Annotated in this window: 16 protein-coding genes; 10 read left to right on the top strand and 6 right to left on the bottom strand. The window is 51.5% G+C overall.

The genetic code is table 11. From position 1 onward, the window contains the following. The first annotated feature begins 16 nt into the window (after nt 1-16). The 3 genes from BV405_RS02295 (at nt 17) to BV405_RS02285 (ending at nt 6,361) form a co-directional block, all read left to right on the top strand. Nucleotides 17-3,157, top strand: a complete 3,141-nt coding sequence (locus BV405_RS02295) for an ATP-binding protein (RefSeq protein WP_086479226.1) — start codon at nt 17-19, stop codon at nt 3,155-3,157. Continuing rightward, nucleotides 3,157-4,698 (top strand): SpoIIE family protein phosphatase, encoded by a 1,542-nt coding sequence (locus tag BV405_RS02290; RefSeq protein WP_086479225.1) that lies wholly within the window; start codon nt 3,157-3,159, stop codon nt 4,696-4,698. The genes BV405_RS02295 and BV405_RS02290 overlap by 1 nt, the downstream gene beginning before the upstream one ends. 70 nt (nt 4,699-4,768) lie before the next feature. After that, a complete protein-coding gene (locus BV405_RS02285; protein ID WP_086479224.1) occupies nt 4,769-6,361 on the top strand; it encodes a sigma-54-dependent transcriptional regulator in 1,593 nt (530 codons plus the stop codon). A gap of 173 nt (nt 6,362-6,534) precedes the next feature. Here BV405_RS02285 and BV405_RS02280 read toward each other — a convergent pair whose 3' ends face one another. Beyond that, nucleotides 6,535-6,753, bottom strand: coding sequence for a DUF6500 family protein (locus tag BV405_RS02280; RefSeq protein WP_086479223.1), 219 nt, complete (start codon nt 6,751-6,753; stop codon nt 6,535-6,537). 146 nt (nt 6,754-6,899) lie between these two features. Next, the gene (locus BV405_RS02275; RefSeq protein ID WP_086479222.1) at nt 6,900-7,619 is read right to left on the bottom strand and encodes an adenosylcobinamide amidohydrolase; all 720 of its coding nucleotides are present in this window, start codon (nt 7,617-7,619) and stop codon (nt 6,900-6,902) included. Nucleotides 7,620-7,784: 165 nt separating this feature from the next. On the opposite strand from BV405_RS02275, the gene BV405_RS02270 reads away from it, so the two are divergent. Continuing rightward, nucleotides 7,785-8,120: a zinc ribbon domain-containing protein YjdM gene (locus BV405_RS02270; RefSeq protein ID WP_086479221.1), complete on the top strand. Its 336-nt coding sequence runs from the start codon at nt 7,785-7,787 to the stop codon at nt 8,118-8,120. A 69-nt stretch (nt 8,121-8,189) separates the two neighbouring features. Here the strand turns inward: BV405_RS02270 and BV405_RS02265 are convergent, their stop codons facing one another. Together BV405_RS02265 and BV405_RS02260 are read right to left on the bottom strand one after the other, a co-directional pair. After that, complete coding sequence (locus BV405_RS02265) at nt 8,190-9,197, bottom strand: LPP20 family lipoprotein (RefSeq protein ID WP_086479220.1); 1,008 nt, start codon at nt 9,195-9,197, stop codon at nt 8,190-8,192. 61 nt (nt 9,198-9,258) lie between these two features. Further along, the gene (locus BV405_RS02260; RefSeq protein ID WP_086479219.1) at nt 9,259-10,278 is read right to left on the bottom strand and encodes a CsgG/HfaB family protein; all 1,020 of its coding nucleotides are present in this window, start codon (nt 10,276-10,278) and stop codon (nt 9,259-9,261) included. A gap of 343 nt (nt 10,279-10,621) precedes the next feature. Here BV405_RS02260 and BV405_RS02255 point away from each other — a divergent pair, with 343 nt between their 5' ends. The 6 genes from BV405_RS02255 to BV405_RS02230 all read left to right on the top strand — a co-directional run bounded on the left by BV405_RS02255 (nt 10,622) and on the right by BV405_RS02230 (nt 20,149). Beyond that, nucleotides 10,622-11,791, top strand: a complete 1,170-nt coding sequence (locus tag BV405_RS02255) for an isovaleryl-CoA dehydrogenase (protein WP_086479218.1) — start codon at nt 10,622-10,624, stop codon at nt 11,789-11,791. 230 nt (nt 11,792-12,021) lie between these two features. Beyond that, nucleotides 12,022-13,629, top strand: coding sequence for a carboxyl transferase domain-containing protein (locus BV405_RS02250; protein WP_086479217.1), 1,608 nt, complete (start codon nt 12,022-12,024; stop codon nt 13,627-13,629). Nucleotides 13,630-13,643: 14 nt separating this feature from the next. Beyond that, nucleotides 13,644-14,438, top strand: coding sequence for an enoyl-CoA hydratase/isomerase family protein (locus tag BV405_RS02245; RefSeq protein WP_086479216.1), 795 nt, complete (start codon nt 13,644-13,646; stop codon nt 14,436-14,438). Nucleotides 14,439-14,476: 38 nt separating this feature from the next. Next, nucleotides 14,477-16,495, top strand: a complete 2,019-nt coding sequence (locus tag BV405_RS02240) for an acetyl/propionyl/methylcrotonyl-CoA carboxylase subunit alpha (protein ID WP_086479215.1) — start codon at nt 14,477-14,479, stop codon at nt 16,493-16,495. A 2-nt stretch (nt 16,496-16,497) separates the two neighbouring features. After that, a complete protein-coding gene (locus BV405_RS02235; RefSeq protein ID WP_086479214.1) occupies nt 16,498-17,403 on the top strand; it encodes a hydroxymethylglutaryl-CoA lyase in 906 nt (301 codons plus the stop codon). Between the two features lie 361 nt (nt 17,404-17,764). Beyond that, nucleotides 17,765-20,149 carry a bifunctional diguanylate cyclase/phosphodiesterase gene (locus BV405_RS02230; RefSeq protein ID WP_086479213.1) on the top strand — a complete coding sequence of 795 codons (2,385 nt, stop codon included), beginning with the start codon at nt 17,765-17,767 and terminating at the stop codon, nt 20,147-20,149. A gap of 68 nt (nt 20,150-20,217) precedes the next feature. Here the strand turns inward: BV405_RS02230 and BV405_RS02225 are convergent, their stop codons facing one another. Both BV405_RS02225 and BV405_RS02220 read right to left on the bottom strand, forming a co-directional pair. Then, entirely contained in the window at nt 20,218-21,120 is a 903-nt protein-coding gene (locus tag BV405_RS02225) for a DMT family transporter (protein WP_086479212.1), read from the bottom strand. A gap of 258 nt (nt 21,121-21,378) precedes the next feature. Further along, nucleotides 21,379-22,083: a glycerophosphodiester phosphodiesterase gene (locus BV405_RS02220; protein ID WP_086479211.1), complete on the bottom strand. Its 705-nt coding sequence runs from the start codon at nt 22,081-22,083 to the stop codon at nt 21,379-21,381. Between the last annotated feature and the right edge of the window lie 321 nt (nt 22,084-22,404).

Below are 22,404 nucleotides of genomic sequence, written 5' to 3'. Positions count from 1 at the left end.
CGATAGGAGCGTCTTTATGGGATTTCGAACGCGGTTGTTTATCAGTCTGCTGATTATGATCAGTGTGATCAGCAGTGTGCTCTTCTTTCTGCACAGGGAATCTCTGCGCAGCAGTATCGCCGCCTCCATCGAGCAGCAGTCGAACTACACTTCCCGTCTGGTGGATGAGTACATTCAATCCCACTTTAAAGACAGTAAAGAGCTGGTGGCCGGTAAAAGCCTCAGCGACACCCTGTCGCCTCTGGTGGAAAGTGACAGCCATATCGCTTATCTGAGAGTACGTCGCGCCCCGGACTCCCCAACCGCACAGCATGTGGTTGACCCTGCGGATGTGGTGTTTGTTTCCCGGGCCCCCGCTTATCAGGAAACCTTCAAGGCCGATCAAACCTTCTGCATCGACACGCCTTTCTTCCGTTTCTCCCGTTCCTTTTTTATCTCCGGTAACCCCTACTGGATTGATATCGCGATGGATATGCGCGAGCAGGTGCAAAACCGCAAGAGAGAAGAAAGTCTGCATATTGTCATTACCCTGCTGCTGATGCTCGGCTCTTTGGGACTGGGTTTCTGGCTGTTCAGGGGTTACATCACGGGTATCGCCCGCCTTAACTTTGCCGTTAACGCCATCGAAGAAGGCCGTCTCAGTCACCGTATCAAGCTGAAGCAACTGAATGAGCTGAAACCCACTGCCGAAGCTTTTAACAAGATGGCGGATCGACTGGCCATGGTCGCCAGTGAGCAGAAAAGCCTCTACAAGGATCTGCTGGAGAAAGACCGTCGTCTGGAGCTGATTCTGAACAACACCGAGGAAGGCATTATCGGTCTGGGTAGCCAGCTGGAAGTGCAGATTGCAAATGCTGCTGCGCTCAAGATGCTGGGAGTGGATGATATTGATGAGATCCACCCGGCTACCGCCCTGATGCCAGAGGTGCTGATGGAAGTCTCCGGCATCCACAAGAACCCGAAAGGCTTCCACTTTGAAGATATGGGGGTGATCAATACCAAGGGGCAGAAGGTTCCGGTTGAGATCCGGGGTTCTCAGTTAAGCCTGCGTAATGATGAATACCTGACCCTGATCTCCATGCGTAATCTCACCCTTGAGAAGCGTATCCGCCATGCCTACGAAGAGGAAAACAGCCTGAAAGCCGCTCTGATGGATGCCAGTCTCGATTCCATTCTGCTGCTGGACAATATGGGTAATAACCTCAGCTATAACCTGAGTATGTTCAATCTGGTCAACCGTTTGAGCCAGAGTCATGAAGACCTGAATGCCCTGCAGATTCTGGGTGTTCAGTCCAACGGGCGGGAAAGCATCGTCCAGACACTGGATCGGCTGGAGCTGATCAATACAGGGATTCACAGCGCTAAACGAGTCTGCCCTAACGGCGATGTGATTCATCTTGAGTTTAATATTCAGGCCTTTGATGCCCATGGTGGTCTTTATTACACCCTGGTGGTGCGGGATGTGACCCAGAAGGTGAAAAACCAGCTGAAACTGGAGCAGGCGATTACCGAAGCAGATGCCGCAAACGTGGCGAAATCCCAGTTTCTGGCCGCTATGAGCCATGAGATCCGCACCCCGCTGAACGGGATTCAGGGTTCTATCTCGCTGCTGTCCCACTCCCCTGTAACAGACGATCAGAAAGAGCTGCTACATGCAGCAGAGATCAGTAGCGAAGCCCTGATGCAACTGATCAACGATATTCTCGACTTCGCCAAGATTGAAGCGGGCAAGATGGAGCTGGAAACCCTTGAGGTCAGCCTGCAGTCGGTACTGAAAGAAGCGATCACCATCATTTCGCCCCGTGCGAATCAGAAGCAGCTGAAGATCAGGCTGAATGTTGATGAATCTATTGATCACTGCGTACTTTGTGATGCCGGTCGCCTGCGCCAGATCTGCCTGAACCTGCTCAGTAATGCAGTGAAATTTACCGAACAGGGCTCGATTGAACTGTCGATCACCGCCCTTACCACTGATACTGATGATCAAAAGATCAGTCTCAGGGTGATGGTGCAGGATCAGGGTATCGGCATTCCACGGGATAAACAGGCGATCCTGTTCAACGAATTTACCCAAGCCAATCAAACTGACTCCCGTCGCCATGGTGGCACAGGTCTGGGTCTGGCGATCAGCCAGAAACTGGCCGAACTGATGGGCGGTTATATCCTCTTTTCCAGTGAACCGGATATGGGCAGCTGTTTTGCTCTTTATCTGACACTGCCCCTGACGGAGACTCCAGTAGCCATGATCTCTCAGGAACCCCTCACCCCCCATGAAAAAAGCACTCTGCGCAGCGGCCGGATTCTCATCGTTGAGGACAGTATCACCAACCAGATGATCGCCAGCCGTATGCTGAGCAGTTTTAACCAGCAGTACGAGATCGCCAGCGATGGCCTTGAAGCAGTTCAGGCGGTTCAGGAGCGACCTTTTGACCTGATTCTGATGGATCTGCAGATGCCGGAGATGAACGGCTATGAAGCTACCGAAGCGATCCGCAAAATTCCGGAACTGAATGACACGCCTATTGTGGCGATGACCGCCAATGTGATGACCTCGGATAAAGAGCGCTGCTTTAGCGTCGGCATGAATGACTTTCTGCCCAAACCGGTACAGATGAACGCGCTGGAGAACCTGCTTTACCGTTGGCTGGGCAGCGAATCCGTTAAAGACGAATTGATAAAAGACGAACCCGTTGAAGCCATGGATTCAGACGGATCTGTCGAAGTGTCATCAGAACCCGCCATAAGTAAGACCGAAAGTGAGAGCGAAACACTGCCCACGAATGAAGACCAACCGGAAATCCTGAGCCTCTCGGCAATTCAGCAGATGGAAAGGGATATCGGCAAAGAACGCTGCCTGCAGATGATAGAGATCGTGAATAACGAACTGAAGAAACGCAGTAAGGCACTGTACGAAGCCTTTGATCTGGGTAAAGGTGAAAATGTTCGCCATGAGGCCCATACCTTAAAGAGCACCAGTGCCAGCTTTGGTTTACTGCAACTTTCAGATCTGTCCAAACAGATAGAACATTATTACCGGACGACAGGTGAGGACAATGCCGATGTTGATATCGATGCACTGGTGAAACGTCTGCCGGAAGTGCTGGATATTGGTGTCACCGCCCTTGAAAACTATCGGGACACACTGGAGGTGGATTGATGCAACCCCACTACACGCTGGAATTTGCCTTTAGTGATCAGCTGGCTCGCCTGTCTCGTGGTGCGCTTGATCGGGTGCTGTTGCGCAGCCCGCTGAATCAGGCTGATCGCAATAAGGTTCAGTTAGCCCTGTCAGAGATCGCTACCAACCTGATCCGCCACAGTCCGGTGAAGCCCAACAAACTCCAACTGGAATGCCAGTGGAACGACCAGCTGTTTGAACTGAGAATCAAAGATGATGGCTCCCCAGTGCCACAAAGTGCCATGGAGCCGGATCTGGAAGCCATTCTGGCCGGTGATGTACAAACCGGTGGTTACGGCATGGCGATGCTGTTTGATCAGTTTCAGCAGATCGATTACAGCACTTCAGACAAAGGCATCAATCAATGGACACTGGGCATTCCCCTTGAGCGGGAAAACAAGCGCCAGCATATCCTGCTGGTGGATGATGATCTGATTCAGCTGCAGATGCTGGAGATGTATCTTGAAGCCCATCAGGTGACCGCTTTCAGTTCCGCCAGCGAAGCGTTGGAATGGCTACAGAAAAACCAGCCGGATCTGATTATCTCCGATATCTGTATGCCGGAACTGGATGGTCTGGAGTTTCGCAACCGTATTCATCAGATCAGACACCTTAATCTGACCCCCTTTGTTTTTCTCACCGGTGACAACGACGAACAACTGGCACAAAAGCTGGTACAGGAAGGGATTGATGATTACTTGCTCAAACCCATCACCAAAGAGCATCTCAACCGTATTGCCGAGCGGGTTTTGCGTCGTCATAAGGATCTGGTGCGCCGAACCTACGCCCTTGTGGATCACGAGCTGAAGCATCACCTGAGAAAAGATCTGACCGGACTGGGTAATGAGCATTATCAGGTAGCCAGCCTCGCCTTTAGCGCTCATCTGGGTGGTGGTGATTATTGGCTGGCGCAGAAAGATAGCGACCATCTTGATCTGTTACTGGGGGATGTGATGGGACACGATCTGCAGGCCTGTTTTATGGCGGGTCGTCAGCAGGGCTTCTTTCAGGCGATAACCCGTCAGGTTGATACAGCATCAACCCAGCCTGCACAGCACGTCCCTAGTACCAGCACCGGCACCGAGTATCTGCAACGCTTTTCGGAGTGGCTGGATAAACATCAGCCGGAGCTGCTGACCACCATCAGTCTTCTGATGACCACGCCGGATAAGATCGCTTTCTATAATGCCGGTTCTCCCCCTGCGCTCTGGCTGACACAGGATGGCACAGTGGCCTCGCTACCCAACACAGGGGCACTACCGGGGCTGGGTTGCAGCAGTGACTTTGCACCTTGCACCCTATCCCTGAAATCCGGTGAGCGTCTGGTGCTGTTTTCCGATGGTCTGATCGAGATCAGCAGCGATTATCAGCAGCAGCAACAAAGAATTAGTCAGCTTATTGAGTTACTATCAAAACACAGACATTACTCTTTATCGGAACTTACGGACCAGCTACAGCAATTGATCGATCAAAACCCGATAAGTGACGATATCAGCGTGATCATTATCGAAAAGTTGTGATCATGTCCCTGGATTAAAGAGTTCAGAACAAAGCGTTCAAGTGAACAAGCGCACGGAACAAGGAGTCGCCATGAATCCCAAGGATCTGAGTATTTTGGTTGTTGAAGATAGCCCGACTCTTGCTGGGTTGTATCAGAGCTATCTTGAGACAGAACACTTTTCCGTCACCCTTGCTGAAACCGGTACTGAGGCCCTTCAGCTACTGAAAGATTCCCTGTTTGATGGTGTCCTGCTCGATCTGCTGTTACCGGATATGAACGGTATCGAGGTGCTGAAATATATCAGCGAACAGGAACTGCCCTCCGCCACCATCATTATCACCGCCCACGGTTCCGTAGAAACCGCTGTTGAGACCATGCACTACGGGGCGCTGGATTATCTTGAGAAGCCTTTTGATTCCAGTCGTTTGATCACTACCGTCCGTAATGCCCTGAAGAGCAAACTGCTTGAGAAACAGCTGCAATCTCTGCAGGACAGCTATGAGCGCAGCCGTTTTGCGGGCTTTGTCGGTCGTTCCATCGCCATGCAGCGGGTGTACAGCATTATCGAAAGTGCCGCCCCCAGTAAGGCGACAGTCTTTGTTACTGGCGAAAGTGGCACCGGTAAAGAGGTCTGTGCTGAGGCGATTCACCAGTTAAGCCCCCGCGCCAAGCAACCCTTTATCGCCCTGAACTGCGGTGCTATCCCGAAAGATCTGATCGAAAGTGAGATCTTTGGTCATGTGAAAGGAGCCTTCACCGGAGCGGTCAGCCCCCGTCAGGGTGCGGCAGAACAGGCCGATGGCGGTACGCTGTTCCTTGATGAGATCTGCGAGATGGATCTGGAGCTGCAGGTCAAACTGCTGCGCTTTATCCAGACAGGTACTTTCCAGAAAGTGGGCAGCAGTAATACACAAAAGGTGGATGTGCGCTTTGTCTGCGCCACCAACCGTGATCCGTTAAAAGAGGTTGAAGCCGGTCGCTTCCGGGAAGATCTCTATTATCGACTGCATGTGATTCCTATCTCTCTGCCTGCACTGCGCGAACGTGATGCCGATGTGATTCTGCTGGCGCGTCATTTCCTTAAGAAATACGCGGAAGAGGAAAACAAAGCCTTCGATAAATTTTCTCCTGAGGCTGAAGTGATCCTGAACAGCTTCGACTGGCCAGGTAATATCCGACAGTTGCAGAACGTGATCCGCAATATGATCGTGCTGAATGATGGCGATACTATTTCGGCTGAGATGCTACCGCCGCCACTGAACGATCTGGATATCAATATCGAGCAGAAAGTCCGCCAGCTGCAACTGCAGGAAGCCGCTTATCAGGCAGAACAGGCTGCCCTGCTGGCAAAAGAAACTGCCTCTCAGGTCGCTACGGAGCCTGTGACTGAGGGAACAGCGGTCTCTGAAGCAGCCAATCATTCAGGGTCATCTGTCGTGTCGGGCACACAAGATAAGGCAGGCATCACTGTCGCCGTTACTGAGTCCGCAGCACCGGGGCTTTTCCAGACACCGGATGATATTCGTCCACTCTGGATTATCGAAAAAGAGATCATCGAAAAAGCGATTGAGCTGTGCGATGACAATATCCCGAAAGCTGCAGCGCGCCTTGAGATCAGCCCTTCTACCATCTACCGGAAGAAACAGAGCTGGGATTCGATGATGGCAAATATCGATGAATAACGGATGATACTCTTTGTATCGTGAAAGCGGATCGGCAAGGGATTGTTAAGAGGCGATGTCTGACAAATACGACTGAAGAATCAGCTTTGTGTAGGATGTTAACCACAGTCTATTCAGACCAAAAAAGCAAAAGGCAGCTTCGGCTGCCTTTTTTGACTCTGTGTCCTTAAATCTTACTCGCCCGCCAGCACCATCTGTTTGATTTTTACCGCCTTCTCAAAATGATCCAGCTTATGGGTCTGAATCCACCAGGTTGCAGCTTCCATCAGGCATTCCGGATCATCATTTTTATTGGCGAAAAAGGCATAAAAGGAAACCCCTACCGTATCTCCCTTTTGCTGAATTTTCTTGTCGCACACCTGAACCATCTTATCCCTTAGGGTTTGTCTCATGGGTATCCTGTTTAATCCGGGCAGTTTATCGGTTTGTTACTCGGTCTATTTATCGGTTAGTAGTCATCAGACCTGAGAAGCCGGTAGCTTAAAACAAACAGGACTGTATTTATATACAGCTACTGTATCCCCCCCCATAAAAAGGCCTATTTTTCGCCAAAAGTATCTCTTTCCCAGCTGATAGCACCGGAGACCGCTTCGATCACAGCCTCGGCCAGTAACTCACCAAACAGCACATGCTTACCGCAGAATTTCACCTCAGGGCCAAAGCCATTTATCAGCACCACAGAATCCGTGCCTGTACCGGTCGCGATCTCACCTGAAACATGGCTAATTACCTTCGCATTTTGCAAAGCAGCCGCTTTAGCTTCTGTCACCATCATAATAGCTTCGACCATGGCTGCCTGAGTCAGGCTGGCATTCGTTAAAAGAATAATATTGATAGTACCGATCTCTTCCGGCTCTGAAAGGATACGGCGGTACTCGGCTTTGTCTCCGGCCCGTCGCGCGTTAGAAAGCCCTGCGGTGGCCAGAACCTGAATCTCTACACCATCCGCTTCTCGCCGGGCTAAACGATAGGAATCCATAGAGGCAGCAGTCATCATACCGACCAGTGTTCCGGCTACACCTTGAGAGAGACCATATCGGGCCAGTGTGGTTTCTGCGGGTTCATGCTGATCCGTATGCTTGGGCACCCGCAGATTAAGCACAGCATCGGCCCACTGCAGGCCACCATTAAGCACCGCCGAACTTAAAGTCTGATGGGGCTTTTGCAGACGTATCAGCAGGTGATCATGGGTGTGCTCAAGGGTGGCAAACTGGCTCAATGCCTGTCCGGATGGTTGAGGATTGGAATCTGAATTCATAAAAAGTCGGTTGCTGTTTTTGGAGCTTGCAGTTTACCGGAAATGATTCCGGCCAGATATCAACCTGATAGCCTTACACCGCCCCCGGCTTGCCAACTGCCGACCGCCTGATTACCATGCCCCGCCTGTTTATTTAATTTGTACCCTCTGAAGAAGAAGTCGCTTATGTCCCTGCCTCCATGCCCGAAATGCAGCTCCGAATTTGTTTATCAGGATCAGGAACTTCTGATCTGCCCGGAATGCGCCCACGAGTGGAACCCGTCTGAAGTGCCGGAAGATGATTCCCCAACTGCAAAAGATGCCAACGGGACTCAGCTGAATGCTGGCGACAAGATCACCCTGATCAAAGATCTGAAGGTTAAAGGCAGCTCTATGGTGCTGAAGATTGGTACCAAAGGTCTGATCAAGCGCATCGTTGATGGCAAAGATCACGAGCTGGACTGCAAGTTGGATGGTGCTGGCGATATGATGGTGACGGCGAAATTCGTTAAGAAAGCCTGATCATCCACAAATAAAAAGAAAGCCGGTTTGACTCAGCTAACGAGTCAAACCGGCTTTCTTATTGATGGCTTAAAGCCCGATACCGAGAATCTTCTCGATACCCTCCTGCTCGATCAGAGCGGCAAATTTATTAACCGCATCGGATTCCGCCAGTTCGTAGCCCTGTGTCGCATGGCCTTTCACCGACAGAAGTTTGCTGCCGATGACATTACCCGCGCCGTCTTTGGTATCCAGTGTGATATTCACAGTCGCTACCTGAATACCCGAATACTCGGAATAGAGGCTTTCCCGCTTCAGCTCGATACTGACCAGATCCCCAAGATCGACCATACGGGTTTTGGCCACCAGAAAGCCTTCATCCGTCAGTGCATTTCGGATCGGCTGCAACAGTGACTGATCATCAAAGCTGCTGGAAAGGTAAAACACCAGATTACGGCGTTGTTGCTCCTGCTCAGAATGCAAGGACAGCACATAGTTACGGTAGCCTTCGGCATCAAAACCTGAGGCGATACCGGACACCATCCAGATCGCAGGCATCAGGGCTTTGGCATCTAACAGAGATTGCTGGGTTACCCGATAGCGTTTGATAGGATTATCATTTTTCGCTTCGGTCAGAGCATGACCAATAGCTTTAAAGCCTGAGCTGATCTCGTCCGCAAGACTTCGGATAAAGCGGTTACGATCTGAGCGAATCAGCACCACGTACTGATCAAAGCGGATCTTCTCGGCAGCAACCACTTCATAATTGCTGATACGGATATTGGCCACTTCGCTGCGAATCTGACTTTTGCTGGTTTCCTTAAAGCCGTGACTGCTGTAGCTCATCTCAGAGCTGAACTGGGATTCCACCCGAACACTCAGCTTTGCCAACATATCGTTCAGAGCTTCCTGAGTGGCCGACTGCACATCTTTGCCACTGCCGACACCTTTTAGCCATTGAGCATCGTTGGCCGGTGGATTGGTGTACCAACTTGGTAACTCTGCCGTTGGCTGAAGGACAACCTCTTTCTTTGAGCTGCAGCCCAGTAAAAGGCTGGATAGCAGAAAAAAGAGGCCAAATTTCGTCAATTGTCGCATCCGAATTCCCGGTCAGATCTGTTGTTTGTGATGGTAGTCTAGGTTCTGTGTCCTATTGAGATCAGCTACGGTTCAGCTGGCTAAGGGCTTTTTTGTTATCGGCCTGAATCCGGTCGATACGCTCAACAGCAGCATTGATCTCATCAACCGGCTCCAGCGCCAGACGATCAGCAGTCTGATAAAGTGCTTTCGCTTCATCATAAGCACCTACCGACTCTTTGATCACCCCCAGGTTATAGGCGATCACATAACTCTGATGCTGAACTTCCTGATGCAGCTGGCTCAGCAGATAATCGGCGCGGTCGATACGGCCAATCTCAACAAACTCGATAGAGGCTTCAAAGCGGTCTTCCTGATTGCCCGACAGAACCACATCCGGATCTTCTAACAGAGTGACTTCGAAGCTGATATAACGCGGGGTAATTTTGGCGACAAACTGCTGTGCCAGTGCATTCGAGAGTTTTTCAAGACCTTGCGCACGACTCGGCAGCACCTCTTTACGGTCACGACAAGCTGACCATTCGTAGGCCTCTTCGAAGGATTCCGCAGTGACCAGATCACCGCGCTCCACATCCACCATGCGCACCTGAACACCCAGACTGACTACTCGTAGGGTACAACCTACGGTGTATTCAATCGTCTGGCAGTTCTTACCGTTAGAATCACATTTATTGCGGGTACGGTTTTCGCGGTAGTGGGAATCATTGGAGGATGCAGAGCTGACCGAACCGGAAATCATCGCCTGAGCACCGGTCAGTTTGCCGATCTCTGCAATTTTAGTATCGCTGAACAGGCCAGAGTTCTGGCGTTTCTGCTCATCAATAATGCGATCCAGATCGTTACGGCTCACCACGGTGAAATAGTTTTTGCCATCGATCTTATAGTTCGCCAACTGTGCTTCCAGCTTAGCGGCGAAATTAACACCATAACGACCGCGATCATTATCAAAGTCCACAATAGCGATCTGTTTAAGGTTCGCCGCCCGATCCACCTCAGCCGGTTGCAGTGCCTGAATCGTAGTTGTCGTCGAACAACCGGCAGCCACACCCGCCATACCTAATACCGCTAACGCCTTAAACATCCTCTGTAGCACTCTGAATACCCCTTAAAATCAAAAGCCTGAAGCAAAAATTAGCGCCATTATCCAACAAGATGCATCGGTTATACAGCCGACACCGCCCTGTTCCTTCGGTTAATCCGGTTTTTTGTTAATACAGGACAACAAAAGATGTAGATCCCTGAGCAACTGTTAACGGAATCATTTCTCAAACACCTGTTAAAATTTCCCTTTACGTCAACGTCAACTTGGATTAAATTTACTCCATCGAATATCAGAGGGTGTGTTTTCGCCATCCACAGAAAAGCACTCTGGCAGAACAACTCCAAATCCGAACAATAAAAATTAGCAATAAAGAGGCAACGCCATGAAATCCATCTATAAAGAGTTCAACTTCGATCTGGGTGATACGTATGACATGCTGCGTGAGCAGGTAAACCGTTTCGCTTCAGAAGAGATTGCTCCACGCGCTGAACAGATCGACCACGACAATGAATTCCCGGCTGATCTGTGGCGTAAATTTGGTGACATGGGTCTTCTGGGTATTACTGTACCGGAAGAGTTTGGCGGTTCTGACATGGGCTATCTGGCTCACGTTATCGCAATGGAAGAGATCTCCCGTGCCTCTGCTTCTGTCGGTCTGTCCTACGGTGCACACTCCAACCTGTGTGTTAACCAGATCAAACTGAATGGTAATCAGGCGCAGAAAGAGAAATACCTGCCAAAACTGGTTTCCGGTGAGCACATTGGTGCACTGGCGATGTCTGAGCCGGGTGCCGGTTCTGACGTTGTCAGCATGAAACTGCGTGCAGACAAAAAAGGCGACCGTTACATCCTGAACGGCAACAAAATGTGGATCACCAACGGCCCTGACGCCAACACCTATGTGATCTATGCCAAGACCGATACCTCTGCAGGCTCTAAAGGCATCACCGCTTTCATCGTTGAGCGTGATTTCCCGGGCTTCAGCCGTCACCAGAAGCTGGACAAGCTGGGTATGCGCGGTTCAAACACCTGTGAACTGGTGTTTGAAGACTGTGAAGTACCGGAAGAGAACGTACTGGGTGAAGTAGGTAAAGGTGTTCGCGTACTGATGAGTGGTCTGGACTATGAGCGTACCGTTCTGACTGGCGGCCCTACCGGTATCATGCAGGCTGCGATGGATATCGTTGTCCCTTACATCCACGACCGTCAGCAGTTTGGTCAGTCTATCGGTGAGTTCCAGCTGGTTCAGGGTAAAGTGGCAGATATGTACACCACTATGAACGCCTGTAAGTCTTACCTGTACGCTGTTGCCCGTGCCTGTGACCGTGGTGAAACCAGCCGTAAAGATGCTGCCGGTGTGATTCTGTACTGTGCAGAGAAAGCGACTCAGGTTGCACTGGATTCTATCCAGCTGCTGGGCGGCAACGGCTATATCAATGAATTCCCTACTGGCCGCCTGCTGCGTGACGCCAAACTGTATGAGATCGGTGCCGGTACTTCCGAAGTTCGCCGTATGCTGATCGGTCGCGAGATCTTCGCAGAATCCAAGTAAGACTCTCCTCTGTGCTGGCCTCTGTTGAGCTAAAACAGCCATAGACAGCCAGCCTTTTTACCCATTTCAATCCTTTCTCCCGGTAGGAATACCTGCCGGGAACAGGTCTGGCAAGGCAGACAGTCTTGAACGACTCCTTAAGGGTCCGGAAAGTTGTTTGACGTTTTGAAAGCTCCCCCTGCACGACGAAACGTCAGTCTGCCTTGCCAATTTAATTTCAGGAGCTAACCATGGCGGTTATCAAAAGCAAAATAAATACCCGCTCCGAAGAGTTCCAGACCAACCTGGGCAACATGAAGCGTCTGGTACAGGATCTGCGCGAGCAACTGGCTGAGATTAAAAAAGGTGGCGGTGAAGCTGCCCAGAAGAAACACCTGGATCGTGGCAAGCTGCTGCCCCGTGACCGTATCAATGGTCTGCTGGACGAAGGTGCTCCTTTTATGGAGCTGTCCCAGCTGGCAGGTCTGAATGTTTATAAAGATTACGTGCCTTCTGCAGGCATTATTACCGGTATTGGTCGTGTCAGCGGTCAGGAATGCATGATCATCGCTAACGATGCCACCACCAAAGGCGGTACCTACTACCCACTGACGGTTAAAAAGCACCTGCGCGCGCAGGAAGTTGCTGAGAAGAACCACCTGCCTTGTATCTATCTGGTGGACTCCGGCGGCGCTAACCTGCCGAATCAGGATGAGGTATTCCCGGACCGCGACCACTTTGGCCGTATCTTCTATAACCAGGCCAATATGTCTGCTAAAGGAATCCCGCAGATCGCTGTGGTAATGGGTTCCTGTACCGCCGGTGGTGCTTATGTACCGGCTATGGCGGATGAATCCATTATTGTGCGCCAGCAGGGCACCATCTTCCTGGCGGGTCCTCCGCTGGTAAAAGCGGCGACCGGTGAAGTGATCTCCGCTGAAGACCTGGGTGGTGCCGATGTGCACTGTAAAACCTCCGGTGTTGCCGATCATTATGCGATGAACGATCAGCATGCGCTGCAGATCGCCCGTCAGTGTGTGGCCCGCCTTAACCCGAATAAAAAAGTGGAGCTGGATGTACAGCCATCCCGTCCACCGCTATACGATCCGGAAGAGATCTACGGCATCGTCTCTGAAGACCTGCGCAAACCTTATGATGTGCGTGAAGTTATCGCCCGTGTGGTTGATGGCTCTGAATTTGATGAGTTCAAACAGCTTTACGGCACAACTCTGGTAACAGGTTTTGCCCGCATCCACGGCTATCCGGTGGGTATCGTTGCCAACAACGGCGTACTCTTCTCTGAAGCGGCTCTGAAAGGCGCGCACTTTATCGAGCTGTGTGCCCAGCGCAATATTCCTCTGGTATTCCTGCAGAACATCACCGGCTTTATGGTGGGCGGTAAGTACGAATCCGAAGGTATCGCGAAAAATGGTGCCAAGATGGTAACTGCCGTGGCCTGCGCCAAAGTGCCTAAATTCACCATGCTGATCGGTGGTAGTTTCGGTGCCGGCAACTACGGCATGTGTGGCCGAGCCTATGATCCGAACCTGATGTGGATGTGGCCAAATTCCCGTATCTCTGTCATGGGTGGTGAACAGGCTGCTGGTGTACTGGCTCAGGTGAAGCGCGACAACATGGAGCGTAAAGGTGAACAGTGGGCAGCGGATGACGAAGCTGCGTTCAAGAAGCCGATTGTTGATCAGTACGAGCATCAGGGTCACCCCTACTACGCCAGCGCCCGTCTTTGGGATGACGGCGTAATCGATCCGGCGCAAACCCGTGACGTACTGGGTCTTGCGATCTCAGCCGCTCTGAATGCACCTGTACGTGAGACACGCTTTGGCGTGTTCCGCATGTAATCGGAGGCACTGAGATGACTATTGATAAGCAAGTGCTTTGCGAAATCTCCGATCAGGGTGTGGCTTCTGTCATTCTGAACCGCCCTGAAGTGCATAACGCCTTTGACGACAAGCTGATCGCTGACATTCTGGCGGTTCTGGATGATCTGAACGCCAATGATGCAGTGCGTGTTGTTGTGCTGCGCTCTAACGGTAAGTCCTTCTCTGCCGGTGCAGATCTGGGCTGGATGAAGCGTATGGCGCAATACAGCTTTGAAGATAACTTCAAAGATGCCGGTGAACTGGCTCGCCTGATGCACACCCTGAACAATCTGAACAAACCCACGATTGCTCTGGTACAGGGCGCGGCCTATGGCGGCGCCGTAGGCTTAGCCGCGTGCTGCGATATCTGTATCGCTACCGAAAAAGCCCGCTTCTGCCTGAGCGAAGTCAAAATCGGTCTCTCCCCTGCGGTGATCAGCCCCTTTGTGGTGGCTGCCATGGGTGAACGTGCTGCCCGTCGTTATTTCCTGACCGCTGAAGTGTTCAACGGTGAACAAGCTGTTGAGATGGGCCTGGCTCATCTGCATGTGGCTCAGGATGAGATGGAAACTGCACTTGAGGATATGACACAGAAACTGCTGGCCAACAGCCCGCAGAGTGTCCGCCGTACCAAAGAACTGATCGCCCGTGTCGCTAAAGGCCCGATCGATCAGGAGATGATCGAATACACCCAACGCCTGATCGCTGAAATCCGTGTCTCTGAGGAAGGTCAGGAAGGTCTGAGTGCGTTCTTTGAAAAACGTGCTCCGGGTTGGCAGCAGTCCTGAGAACTGCGCTGATCCTGTGAATGTGGGAGAGATTAACGATGTTTAATAAAATTCTGATTGCAAACCGTGGCGAGATCGCCTGCCGCGTAATCCGTACCGCGCACAAGCTGGGTATTCGTTGTGTGGCGGTCTATTCCGAAGCTGATGCCAATGCGATGCATGTGGCGATGGCCGATGAAGCGGTCTGCGTAGGCCCTGCGGCCAGTAAAGACAGCTACCTGAAAATGGACACCATTCTGCAGGTGGCTCAGGAAACCGGCGCTCAGGCGATTCACCCGGGTTACGGCTTCCTGTCCGAGAACGCCCCTTTTGTGCAGAAGTGTCAGGAAGCAGGTGTGGTCTTTATCGGCCCACCAGCATCCGCTATCGAAGCGATGGGCTCCAAAAGTGCGGCTAAGCGCATTATGGAAGAAGCCAAGGTGCCTCTGGTTCCCGGCTACCATGGCGAAGATCAGGACCCTGCCCTGCTGAAAAAGCACTCTGACGAGATGGGTTATCCGGTACTGCTGAAAGCAACCGCTGGTGGCGGTGGTAAGGGTATGCGTGTGGTCTGGTCAGCAGACGAGTTTACCAGCGCTCTGGATGCCGCTAAGCGTGAAGCGATGAACGGCTTTGCCGATGACACCATGCTGGTTGAGAAATACCTCACCAAGCCACGTCACGTTGAGATTCAGGTGTTCTGTGACCAGCACGGCAACAGTGTTTATCTGGCAGAGCGTGATTGCTCGGTACAGCGTCGTCACCAGAAAGTGGTTGAGGAAGCGCCAGCTCCGGGTATGTCCGATGTGCTGCGTAAAGCCATGGGTGAAGCCGCCGTTCGTGCTGCTGAAGCAATCGGCTATGTTGGCGCAGGTACCGTGGAATTCCTGCTGGATGAAGACGGTTCTTTCTACTTTATGGAGATGAACACACGTCTGCAGGTTGAACACCCGGTAACCGAGCTGATTACCGGTCAGGATCTGGTGGAATGGCAGCTGGCAGTCGCCTCTGGTCAGCCTCTGCCGATCACTCAGGACGAAGTACAGATCAATGGCCACGCGGTAGAAGTGCGTATCTACGCGGAAGACCCGGATAACGACTTCCTGCCTGCCACCGGCAAACTGGAATACCTGCGCACGCCAGAAGAGAACCGTTACGTTCGCGTTGATACCGGTGTGCGTGAAGGCGATGAAGTCAGCATCTATTACGATCCTATGATTGCCAAACTGATCGTTTGGGATGAGAACCGTGACCGCGCCATGCAGCGCATGAGTCAGGCGCTGACGGAATACCGTATCGCCGGTATGAAAACCAATACCCACTTCCTGAAGCGCCTGATCGATAACAAAGCGTTCCGTGATGCGGAGCTGGATACCGGCTTTATCGAAAAACATGAAGCAGATCTGTTTGAAGCACATGGTGGCAGCCAGAGCGCTAACCCGCTGGCGATGGCAACCCTGTACACCCTGCTGAAGCAGAAACAGGATCGTCAGGCACAGGCAGTACGCAGCCACGATGAAACTTCACCCTGGCACCAGTTCTCCGGCTGGCGTCTGAACGAAGAGCCAACCCATGTGGTGCGTTTCACACAGGAAAGCTCTGGCGACGAGCCTATCGAACATGAAGTCACCGTTAACTGGCTGGATCGTGGTTTCCGTCTGACGCTGGACGGCCACATCATGATCGCTGACGGTACGCTGAACGATGATCGCCTGCAGGCAAGCCTCAACGGCCACAGCCGTAACGCCTTTGTTGCTGAGCTGAACGGTCATGTCACTGTATTCACCGATCAGGGGGCTTTTGAGTTCCAGTGGCAACGCCCGGATCTGGATAACCACGACTTTGAAGAAGAAGGTGGCAGCTTAACTGCTCCTATGAACGGCAGCATCGTTGCGGTTCTGGTTGAGCCAGGCCAGAAAGTCACTAAAGGCACCGCCATGGTGATTATGGAAGCGATGAAGATGGAACACACCATTACGGCTTCTGCCGACGGTACTGTGACTGAGATCTTCTTCCAACCAGGTGATCTGGTGGAAGGTGGTGCTGATCTGCTCGCCTTTGAAGCTGAGGAGGCCTGATCATGGCTGAACAGCAACTCCCAAAATCGGTACGCATAGTTGAGGTTGGCCCTCGCGATGGCCTGCAGAATGAAAAAGGTGTGATCAGTACTGACGTTAAACTGCAGCTGATCGACAAACTGGCGGATGCCGGTGTGGCTTATATCGAGTCCGCAAGTTTTGTCTCCCCTAAGTGGGTGCCTCAGATGGGTGATGCCACCGAGGTGATTACCGGCCTGAACCGTAAGAGTGGCGTTACCTACGCTGCCCTTACACCCAACCTGAAAGGTCTGGAATCCGCCATTGCTGCAGGTGTTGATGAGGTCGCCGTGTTTGGTGCGGCCTCCGAAGCCTTCTCCCAGAAGAACATCAACTGCTCAATCGCTGAAAGCCTTGAGCGTTTTGCCCCTGTGATGGAACTGGCGAAGGCTAACAACCTGAAAGTACGGGGTTATGTCTCCTGCGTACTGGGCTGCCCTTACGAAGGCGATATCGCACCTGAGAAGGTCGCAGAAGTAGCTAAAACCCTTTATGAGATGGGCTGCTACGAGATTTCCCTCGGCGACACGATTGGTGTCGGCACACCTCTGAAAGCCAAAGCGATGATTCGTGAAGTGGCTAAAGTGGTTCCGGTTGAGAAACTGGCCGCTCACTTCCACGATACCTACGGTCAGGCACTGGCAAATATCTACGCTGTACTGGAAGAAGGTGTTGCCGTGGTCGACAGCTCTGTGGGTGGTCTTGGTGGTTGCCCTTATGCCAAAGGTGCTTCCGGTAACGTGGCGACCGAAGATGTGGTTTACATGCTTCAGGGACTGGGTATCGAAACCGGTATCGACCTGAACAAGCTGGTGGCAACCGGTAACTTTATTACCGAAGCTATCGGCAGCACGAATCGTTCTCGGGTGGGTTTAGCGATGTCATCCTGACGATCAACCTGTAGCACCAATGTCGAATAAATAGCCATTGGCGCTGCAGGTTTGTTTTCGGAATGCTCTCCGTCGCTTACACAGCAAGTGCGCCGAAAACCGTTTCATCAAGATAGTTACTTCTCCTCTGTGCCCTGAAGTATCTATATTTAGGGAGGCTAACCGCCTCCCTTTTTTTGTTTTTCGAGAGGCCAAATTGATCAAATGACCGTATAAGCCAACCCCCTGATACAGCGTTTACTGTTACAAAACAGTTAATTACCCAAAGTTACACATGCGTTTTAAAATGATACACTGCGTGCTTACGATAATAATATAAGCCTCTAATACAGGCACAGAAGCTAGGTAACCTCGGTACGTTATGGATTCCCAATCCCTGATTAACAATTTGTCTGATCTGCCAACCCCCGTTGCGCTGATCTCAATAAGCGGGGAATGCCTGACCTCAAATCAGGCGGCACAGGAGCTGACACGTAAACTGGGTCTGCCGGACTGCAGCGCTCTGCTGCCCGAAGAACTTCTGAAAAAAATCCTGAATTCCGGTAGCGAACTGATTGGTGTTTATGACGATGTTCGTTATAAAAACGCTGAGAGCTACCGCTGGCAGGTGATCGCCTCTGAAAGCGATAGCTTTCTGCTGCAGGCTTTCAACCAGACTGACCGCGAGCAATATCGTGCCATCCTCGAAAACTCAGTAGACGGCGTCTACAAAACCAATCGAAACGGTAAACTGGTTTATGCCAATCAGGCATTGGCTGACACTTTCGGCTACACCAGTGTCAGCCACATGATAGGCGCTATCGAACACCTTGCCTTCGATCTCTACTACGCCGAATCTGACCGCACTGAGTTCCTGCGTCAGCTGGACCAATATGGTGAAGTGCGCGGCATGGAGCTTCAGATGAAGCGGGTTGATGGCTCTCTGGTCTGGATTCGCCTTAATGGCCGTGCACTGAAAAACCCACAGGGTATTACGGAATCTGTTGTCGGTACGGTCTATGATATCAGCGCCCATAAAGCTGCAGAATCAGCACTGATCACCGCCGAAGATAAATTCCGCAGTATCTTTGAAAACTCGATGACAGGCCTGCACCAGAGCACTCTGGATGGCCGCTACCTCAACGTAAACCCTGCCCTTGCCCGTATTCTGGGTTATTCCTCACCGGAAGAGTGCCTGGATTCAATCCACCATATTGGCAAACAGGTTTATGTACGCCCCCACGAGTGGCTGAAGGCGATGAAGCGTCTGCGTAAAGATGGCTTCTTCACCCTGAATGAGGTTGAGATCTATACCCGTGCCGGGATTAAACGCTGGGCTACCGTAAGTAACCGACTGGTTCCAGCAAGCGACAGCATGCCGGAGCATATTGAAGGCTCGGTGATGGATATCACGGATCAGAAACGGGCCCAGGAACGCATTCAGCATCTGGCTCACTACGATAACCTGACTACCCTGCCTAACCGCGTCAGCTTCCACAATGAGCTGGGTAATCTGGTTGCCGATGTAGATGCCGGCGACCTCTCTTCTCTCGCGCTGATCGTACTGGACCTCGATAACTTCAAAGATATCAATGACACTCAGGGGCACGTCACCGGTGACATGCTGCTAATTAAGACAGCTCACCGTTTACAGGAATATTTCGGTCATCGTGCCCAGATCTTCCGTTTGGGTGGTGATGAGTTTGCTATCGTGCTGAGCAACGTGGGAGATCGTGAACTGATCGGCAGCCAGTTGCGTGAGCTGATTGCTATGCTTTCTGAGCCGGTAGAGTTCGGTAACAGTGAGATTCGCTGCACCGTGAGTGCCGGTATCGCCCTTTATCCGGAAGCAAAAGACGTTATTCAGGAGGGCGATGTTCAGCAGCAGCTGTTCCGCTATGCAGATCTGGCTCTGTATCGCTCCAAATCTGCTGGCCGAGATCGCTATACGTTCTTCGCCATTGAGATGCAGCTTGCGGTTCTGAAAGAGCAACAGGTTGAGAAAGAACTGTCTGAAGCCCTGATTCGTGATGAACTCCGTCTCTACTACCAGCCTCTGCTCAAGTCTGACACCAAAGAGCTGATTGGCGCCGAGGTTCTGGTCCGCTGGCAGCATCCTGAACGCGGCCTGGTTCCACCTTTCGAGTTTATCCCGGTAGCTGAAAAAACCGGCCTGATCAGTAAAGTCGACGACTGGGTTCTGCTACAAGCCGCTCAGCAACTGCGTAGCTGGCAATATCAGGGTAAAGCACTACCTTCCCTGTCAGTGAATATCTCTGCACACCGACTGAATCAGCGTGATTTTGCTCAATACGTGCACAAAGTGATCAAGCAAACCGGTATCCCACCCAATACGCTTTGTATTGAGATCACCGAGGAGAACATGATCACCAGCCTTGAGAATGTTCGTAATACGCTGAATCTTCTGCGCCAATACGGCGTGAAAGTGGCACTGGATGACTTTGGTACTGGTTATTCATCGCTGAGCTACCTGAAAGAGCTGCCGGTGGACAAACTTAAGATCGACCGCAGCTTCGTGATGGATATGCATGAAGATCCCCAGGACAGAGCCATTATCCGCACGGTTATCGAACTGGGTCATGGCCTGGGTCTTTGGGTAAATGCTGAAGGTGTTGAGAACGAAGTTCAGATTCGCATGCTGAACGAACTTGGTGTTGATGAATTCCAGGGCTTCTTCTTCAGCCGACCCCTGCCACTGGAAGAGTTCTCGGAGCGTTATCTGAGCACCGAGTCCTCCCCAGCCTAATCTTTACCTCAGGCTTTTTCGGCCTGAGGCTCCATTCCGTCAGCCTCACCGGCTTTTTCATCCGCCTCTTACACTGGCGCAGAAGCCTTCTTTTCCTGCCACAAGCGGATAAAGTTATCGCTCAGGAATAACAAGAGACTCGTCAGAATCACACCAGCCCCCAGCAACATCTCCATCGTCACCGGCTCATTGTGCAGCTGACTCCCCAAAAAGAGTGCAATAACAGGCGTTATCAGCGTGATCAGAGCAACATAGGCAGGTGGCAAATTGGCAATCAGATGGAAGTAGGCCATAAAGCCAACCAGCGAACCCAGTGTCGCCAGATAAACCACTGATAGCACACTCAGCATGCTGATCTCGGAGACAACCACCTCTGTTCCCGTAGCAAACCAGGCAACTGCGTAAAAAGGCAGCGAACACCATAGCGCACCGACCGTTTGCTGCAACGGATGCAAACCGGCACCGTTTCGCTTCATCAGCACGTTACTGCTGCTGAAGAAAAAAACCGCCAGTAGCGCCAACAAAACACCAATCACACCCTGCCCCGTCACAACCAGATTATCGCTAAACACGATTCCCAAGCCGAGAATACCCAGGCCACAGGACAGCCATTGCTTACCGGACATAGAGCTATCCGGCACCAGAAAGTGGCTCAGCACACCGGTCATAATGGTGGTGAAACCGAAGAGTACTGAGATAAGCCCTGATGGGATCCACTGAGCCGCAACATAGGTCACACCCATGGCACCAAAAATCCCGATAACCGCAGTCAGGTAGGATTTAAACGCCGGTCGAGTTAGCGGCAAGCCAAGCCCCATCATCTTCAGCAACGGCAGGCCAACAATGGCTGCCAGTGCCATACGGGATGCAGCGGCAGCCATAGGGGGCAGGCTATCCCCACTGGTGACAATAGCTAACGGGGTCGTAGACCAGATAATGACCGCGAGTGCATAAGCGACCGGAATCGACATAACCAATTTCCTTGTATTAGCGTCAGAGTTCTTCTCAATGAATCTGACTTACCAGTAAAAACAACGGCCGAAAAAAAAGGCCGCTGACGAAGCGACCTTTTTCAGAAAGAAATACAGGATCAACGTCGTCGAACACGCACAACCGCCGGGCGAAACACCATAGAGGCGCGCCAGAAGGCAAAAAAGGCTGATAGTGGTCGGCGAACAGAATAAAACATGTGCGATCCTTTAGAGTTGAACCTCTACTATTACGAAAACTCAGGCAACTGGCAAGCAGTTTATCTCCTGCCAATCCTGCCAAAGACTTGAATGATCAGTAAAGACACCATCCACACCTAATTCATTCAGAGCTTTAAGCTGAGAAAGCTGGTTCACGGTATAGATATAGACTGCCAGTCCAAGAGCCTGCGCCTCACGAATCAGGCCCTGATCGATAAACTCATCACTCAGGTGCAGGGAACGAAGTTTTAATGGCCCCATTACAGCTGATAGCGATAGCACAGCGCCATAGAGCAACATCCCGAGCGCTACGTCAGGGCAACTTTGCTGAAAGCGAAGCAGCTCCACATGATCGAAAGAGGAAACCAGAATATTCGACTTCAGAGACTGGTAAGGCTCCTGATGCAAAAGCACAGCAAGTGGCCCGGCTGTCCCCTTGCCTTTTAACTCGATATTAATGATGGCACGGGTACCGACCAACAGCAGCACTTCCTCTATGAACGGGATTCTCTGACCAAGCCCCGCATCAAGACTACGCAGCTCAGTCAGCGAGAGATCTGTCAGCAAACCTGTGCCATTGGTGGTTCGATCAACGCTCAGATCATGGTGCACCAGCAAGCGGCCATTATGCTCGATCACATCAATCTCAATAGCTTCAGCACCTGCTGCAAGCGCCATATCAATAGCCATCAGGGTATTCTCCGGCCCGTCAGCCAGTGCGCCTCGGTGAGCAAAAAATTTCATGCCCTATTACTCCACAATGAACTTACGCCAAGCAGAACATAATGACCTTTACGTTAACGTCAACTTAAAGTACATTACGGTTAATAAAATTCACGGTGAACTGACCGTGGCAGTGCAGTTTTTTCTCATCACTTTGCGGACTGTATAAATAGCAAAGTAGCGGTAAAATGCTGCTACTGCGTTAATTATGTTGAACATTTATTGTTACAGCGACTTTCCGTAAAAAGAGCCGGTTTTTCCGTCTGAAAACAAGCATAAAAACCAAGAACAACTACAACAATTCAGGTCTGTCTTCGACTCCCCTTTGACAGGGCGATGATG

The organism is Oceanospirillum sanctuarii (assembly GCF_002150805.1).
GTDB classification, from domain to species: Bacteria; Pseudomonadota; Gammaproteobacteria; order Pseudomonadales; family Halomonadaceae; genus Oceanospirillum; species Oceanospirillum sanctuarii.
The sequence above is the reverse complement of the archived record's forward strand: the minus strand, read 5'-3'. Positions and strand labels throughout refer to the sequence as shown.